The sequence below is a fragment of the candidate division KSB1 bacterium genome, assembly GCA_022562085.1.
Classification (GTDB): domain Bacteria; phylum Zhuqueibacterota; class Zhuqueibacteria; order Oceanimicrobiales; family Oceanimicrobiaceae; genus Oceanimicrobium.
This window is the reverse complement of record JADFPY010000314.1, coordinates 1-5,353: the sequence shown is the minus strand read 5'-3', so window position 1 is coordinate 5,353 and position 5,353 is coordinate 1. Positions and strand designations below refer to the sequence as shown.

6 protein-coding genes are annotated in these 5,353 nt (G+C 43.4%); 5 read left to right on the top strand and 1 reads right to left on the bottom strand.

Annotated features, from left to right (window positions below):
- Positions 1-686: PQQ-dependent sugar dehydrogenase (locus IH879_19020; GenBank protein MCH7677019.1), on the bottom strand; the 686-nt coding region annotated here is incomplete at its 3' end.
- 189 nt (positions 687-875) lie between these two features.
- Here IH879_19020 and IH879_19015 point away from each other — a divergent pair.
- The 5 genes from IH879_19015 (at position 876) to IH879_18995 (ending at position 5,052) form a co-directional block, all read left to right on the top strand.
- Positions 876-1,430, top strand: a complete 555-nt coding sequence (locus tag IH879_19015) for a DNA-3-methyladenine glycosylase (GenBank protein MCH7677018.1) — start codon at positions 876-878, stop codon at positions 1,428-1,430.
- 19 nt (positions 1,431-1,449) lie between these two features.
- The gene (locus tag IH879_19010; protein ID MCH7677017.1) at positions 1,450-2,820 is read left to right on the top strand and encodes a TolC family protein; all 1,371 of its coding nucleotides are present in this window, start codon (positions 1,450-1,452) and stop codon (positions 2,818-2,820) included.
- 116 nt (positions 2,821-2,936) lie between these two features.
- Complete coding sequence (locus tag IH879_19005) at positions 2,937-4,031, top strand: efflux RND transporter periplasmic adaptor subunit (protein ID MCH7677016.1); 1,095 nt, start codon at positions 2,937-2,939, stop codon at positions 4,029-4,031.
- 279 nt (positions 4,032-4,310) lie between these two features.
- Positions 4,311-4,649 carry a PilZ domain-containing protein gene (locus tag IH879_19000; GenBank protein ID MCH7677015.1) on the top strand — a complete coding sequence of 113 codons (339 nt, stop codon included), beginning with the start codon at positions 4,311-4,313 and terminating at the stop codon, positions 4,647-4,649.
- 55 nt (positions 4,650-4,704) lie between these two features.
- Positions 4,705-5,052 carry an STAS domain-containing protein gene (locus IH879_18995; GenBank protein MCH7677014.1) on the top strand — a complete coding sequence of 116 codons (348 nt, stop codon included), beginning with the start codon at positions 4,705-4,707 and terminating at the stop codon, positions 5,050-5,052.
- Positions 5,053-5,353 lie beyond the last annotated feature (301 nt).

Sequence of the window (5,353 nt, the reverse complement as noted above, 5' to 3'; positions counted from 1 at the left end):
TCTTCATGAAATCCTTCAGTATTGCCAATAAAGGAATTATCAGATGGGATGCCGTAACTCATACCATTGAATGAACTGTCCACATCAATTCTGAGAAGAGAGGCGAGAAGTGTTCTGCGGTCTTGACCATGCTGTAGGGGGTCACCGCTACCGCCGCCATCTCCAAGGCCAATATATAAATAACCATCAGGGCCGAATTGTAACATGCCGCCATTGTGATTTACAAAAGGCTGGTTGATTTCCAACAAGATGCGTTCTGAGTTCGGGTCCGCCCGGCTTGGTTGACCCGGCATGACGGTGTATCCAGCGATAACCGACCTTCTTGAACCGCCGAAGTCAACCGTATAATTAATATAAAAACTGTCGTTGTTTGCATAATCCGGATGGAATGCCAAACCCAACAGCCCCATTTCGCTGGCGGTGGTAATCTTGTTTTGGATATTCAGGAAGGTATCTGCTTTGGTGACTTGCGGAGAATTTTCGAAAACTTTAATGAAGCCGTCTTGCTGAACAACAAAGATTCGGTTGCAGCCGTCATTGCTATGCGTCAAAAAAAGCGGCTGGTTAAAGCTGAGATTAGGAAAGGCTTTTACGAGTATCACATCATTATTTTCAGTTGAAAAAAGCGGAAGAGAAAAAAGTAAAGTTGTTAGGAGAATGAATGAAGCCGACTTATTGGTACGCATTGAGAGTTCCCGGGGTTGGAATTAATAACGGGTTTTCTGTAAAAGAATATTTTAATTTAATCAATTGATTCATCAGGGTCAAATATTTTTCCCGGGCATCGATTAAACATTGTGAATTAGTCTTGATATTCGCCGGTCGACTGGCTATATTGATGGAAAAACAAAAACAGTTTTCTTTGAGAATCGTAAGTGAAGGAAGATCTAATCGACCAGGATTTTTTTGCCCAAAACACTTTAACTGTGGCGCGAGAACTTCTTGGCATGAAACTACAATATAACGGCTGTGAAGGCATCATTGTCGAAACCGAAGCCTACCGCGATGACGCAGCTTCCCACGCCATGACCAGGCCAAAAAAAGGCGCAATGCTTCGCGAAACCTACGGCTGCATTTATATTTTCTTTATTTACGGAATGTACCACTGCCTGAACTTCACCACGGAGAAAGAAGGAGTCGGCGCAGTTTTGATCAGGGCCGTGCAGCCGCTTTTGGGATTAGAGGCTATGAAGGAACGCCGGCAAACAAATACCATAAAAAACCTCACGAGCGGCCCCGGCAAACTATTTCAAGCTTTCGAGTTTAATTCGGGAGTACATGGGGAGCAAGTCGGCCGGTCTGTTTTCTTACAACGCTATTTAAAACAAAGCAGTTTCGAGATTGCAACGAGTTCAAGAATCGGAATTTCCAAAGCAGTGGATTTGCAGTGGCGGTTTTTTATAAAAGGAAATGATTTTGTGAGTAAATAGAAATTGGAGAGTTTCAAGAATGAAGATTTTTAACTTGAATTTTAGATTTCTTTTAGCGGTTTTTACGCTTTCGATTTTGACCACAGGGCTTAAGGCTGATCAGAACGGCAAAGTAATCACCTTAACGGAAGCCATTGAAATCGCCTTAAAGAACAACGCCGGGTTAAAGGCGGCAAAAGCGGATTTAAAAGCATCGCGTCATCATGTAAAAAAAGCCAGGCTCGATCTCCTCCCGAAAGCGGACTTGCAATTCAGTTATGCTCGTTTGGACCCGGCAAGTGTGCGAAGAGGCAACGTTTTCGTCGATGTCGGCCGGGGTTTAGTAGATCAGTTCGGTGCGGGCGATCCAAACGATGTCCGTCCGGGAGCTTACAGAAATACTTTCTCGACCGCATTTCAACTAGTGCAGCCGATTTACAACGGTGGCGCCAATTGGGCGGCAGTCGGTCTTGCCAGAGCTCAGGAGACGGGAATTGAGCACAATTTGGAAGATACTCGACAGCAAGTTATTTTAGATGTGAGGGCCTGGTACCTGCGCGTTCTGCAGGCGCGTGAATTGGTCAACCTGGCAAATAAAAGTTTAGAATCTTCACAAAGGCATTTGAGCACCGCGCAAAAAATGCTCGAAGTTGGATTGCGCAGCCGAACCGACGTTCTGCGTTGGGAGGTGCAAGCTGCCAATAGTGAGGGTCAACTTGTGGAAACGGAAAATAATCTGAAAATTGCAACAGTGACACTTAGGCAAGTGATGGGAGTTCCTTATGAAGAAGCGTTTTCTGTGAGTCCGCTCTCCTTTGATCCCATCCCCTTGGTTGAGGATCAGGATGAGCAAATTGCAAAGACCAGAAATCATCATCCCGGGTTAAAAGCTGTAAACGCTTCAGTAGATGCACAGCGTGCCGGTGTCCGCTTGGCATGGGCTGCATTTCAACCCAAAGTTAATTTCGTTTATCAGTTGGGATGGGAGAAAAATAGTACTTTCGCTTTAGATAGTTTTTCGTATTGGAGCGCCGGGGTTTCGTTGAATTTTCCCATCTTTCACAGTTTTAGCAATTTGGCTGGATTGCAGGAAAATAAAGCCCGACTCAAAAGTTTTGAAGAAAGAGAAGAAGAGACCGAACGTCTCCTCACTTTGGATGTGATTCGCTCCCGGCTCGATCTTGAGACTGCTTTGAAAAAATTTTACATCGCCCAAAAAACAGTCGAGCAAACCGCCGAAAATCTACGCGTATTGGATAACTCCTATCAAGTCGGCCTCGCGGCGAACATCGATGTTTTGGATGCACAGGTTATTCACACGAAGTCGGGAGCTGACCTGATTAACGCGCGTTACGATTACTGGATCGCCAGGGCGAGGCTGGATCGGTCGATGGGAGTTTTGGTCGAGTAACTCGATGCGCATACTCGAACAGTGAAGAGCGCAAAAGCGCAAAAGCGAGAGCGACTCTTTTTGACTCTCTGGCGCTCATCGCTTCTTGCTCCTCGACAAGCATATGGAGTAAAAAAATGTTTAACATAAAAACAGTACTTTTTTTAGCCATAATAAACGTTGTATCTAACCTCGCATGTGGAAATGGCGGCGGCTCAAACGAAGGGGCTAACGGAAGTGCAGCAGATTTACCAAACCGTATCCCGGTGCAGACGCACGTCATTCAACAGGGTGAAGTCGTCGATTTGGTACGGGCGATCGGTACCATTTTTCCGCTGCATGATGTCACTATTTCTTCCCAAACAGCCGGTACCGTTATCGAAGTCTATGTCGAGGTTGGCGCCCGTGTAGAAAAAGGGACGCCTTTGGTGCAAATAGATCCCGAATTAAAACAGCTTGCTCTCGAACAAGCAGAAGCCAATCTGATGCAAGCAAAAGCTGCCTTTGATAAAGCAACGAAAGATTTTGAGCGAAATGAAAAACTGCACATGACAAATGATATTTCTCAGTATATATTTGAAAGTGCTCGTTTACAAAAAAAATCCGCTGAAGCAACATATTTAACAGCGAACGCAAATGTGAAAATAGCAAAACGCCAACTAAAGGATGCGCGCATCGTCAGTCCTGTGAGCGGGCTTGTAGCCGCACGACTGGTTGAGTTGGGCAGCACGGTTGCTCCCGGGGTTCCAATTGCGAAAGTCGTGGACATCAGTCAGGTGAAAGTAAAATTTGGCGTCGCTGAGAAAGACGTTGTAAAGGTGGAAAAAGGACAGCCGGCAACTATTTCAGTAGATTCGTATGCACAATTCAAGTTTTCCGGCCAGGTATCTTCAGTAGGACCGCAAGCTGATTTGTCCACCCGAACATTTCCAATCGAGGTGTTGGTTGATAATCCTGAATTGCAATTAAAAGCCGGCATGATTTCCAGAGTTGAAATCGCAACCCAAACCAATGAAGATGCACTCCTGCTGCCAAAAAGCGCTTTACTCGAAAGAGCCAGTCAAACGATTATTTACATTATTAAAGATGGAACTGCCCGGAAACGCATCCCAAAATTGGGAATTGAGAGTGGAGATTATATCACAATTTTAGAAGGCGCCGAAGCGGGCGACGAAGTGGTTGTGATAGGACAGGAAAATTTGTCAGAGGGAGTAGAGGTTAAAAGAAATTAACAGACCGGGTGAACAGTATTTACAAGGATAAAATCTTGCCTTACTCCAAAGTCATTACCTCTCGTCCCATGCTCCGGGTGGGAGCGAAAAAGCGTCGTTCTTATGCAGAGCATGGAAACGAGAGAACGAGAAATTAGATTCGAGTAAACCGCTTTCTTCTAAATTCCCTAATTTTTCTACCAAAGAAAATCAAAAAAATTGCCGATTCTAATCAAAAAATAAATCTGCGGGATGAGCAGCAATTAAAAAACTAACACTTGAACTCCAGGGATTGGAAAAATGCTTGAAAGAAGGAAGGTTAGGAGAAGAAACTCATTTTATTATTTGGAAGTTTTTGAAGAGGAAACTAAAAACTTTGTGGGTCGTTTGATAGACATCACCACCGATGGCATGATGCTCGAGAGTGAGGAACCCATTGAAGTTAAGAAGGGCTATCGTTTGAGCATGGAATTACCAAACAGCTTCGTTCGCAAGCCGAAAATTATTTTTGACGCAAAAAGTGTTTGGTGTAGAAAAGAAGGCGATTTTGAAACATACAAGGCAGGGTTTCAACTCCAAAACCTGGATACAAAAGTTGAAAAACAAGTCAACAGATTAGTGGAGAAATTTAAGCATTAGTGTTAGCGTTCTTTCGAAGAGCAATCTTAGCCTAAATTTGTTTGAGCTGTAAATCATGGTCAAATTCGTTGAGGAGAAAATTGAAAGCCAACCCGTTTTTTACCTGGAAGGCAAAATTATGGGTAGAAGTGATTCTTTGCGTCTTCGTGACCGGCTGAAAGTTCTCATCTCTTCAGGTGAAAAGAATATCATATTAGATTTCAGTAAAATTATACGGATTAATAGTCCGGGAATGGGAATCTTGCTTTCATGTGTGACCAGTATTCGAAAAAAAGGCGGTGATTTCCATTTCGTAGCCCTGCCGGAGCGAGTGGCTACCTATTTCAAAATAACTAAACTCGATACGGTTTTAAAGATTTATTCAAATACCGATCTTGTTTTAAAAAGTATAGTGTCGAACTAAATTCCTCTACCTGCCCTTCTCAACTGTTTTTCCTTTGCTAAACGTAAAAATTTCCTGATAAAGCGATTCGTCTCTTCTGAAAAAAAACCAGTAGCCGAAATGACCACACTTCGGGTTCGATAGGCCGGGAACTCTGGCGAGTTCTGCTACAAATAAAATTACTCGTGGGTATTCGGAGCTAAAACGGTATATTGCCTTGCTGTTTCGGAAACCTGCAATAGTACAATTCGTCCTTGACAATTAATTAATCCATCAATAAATTTATGAATAAAATTATCCTGAAATTTAAACAAAATGATAA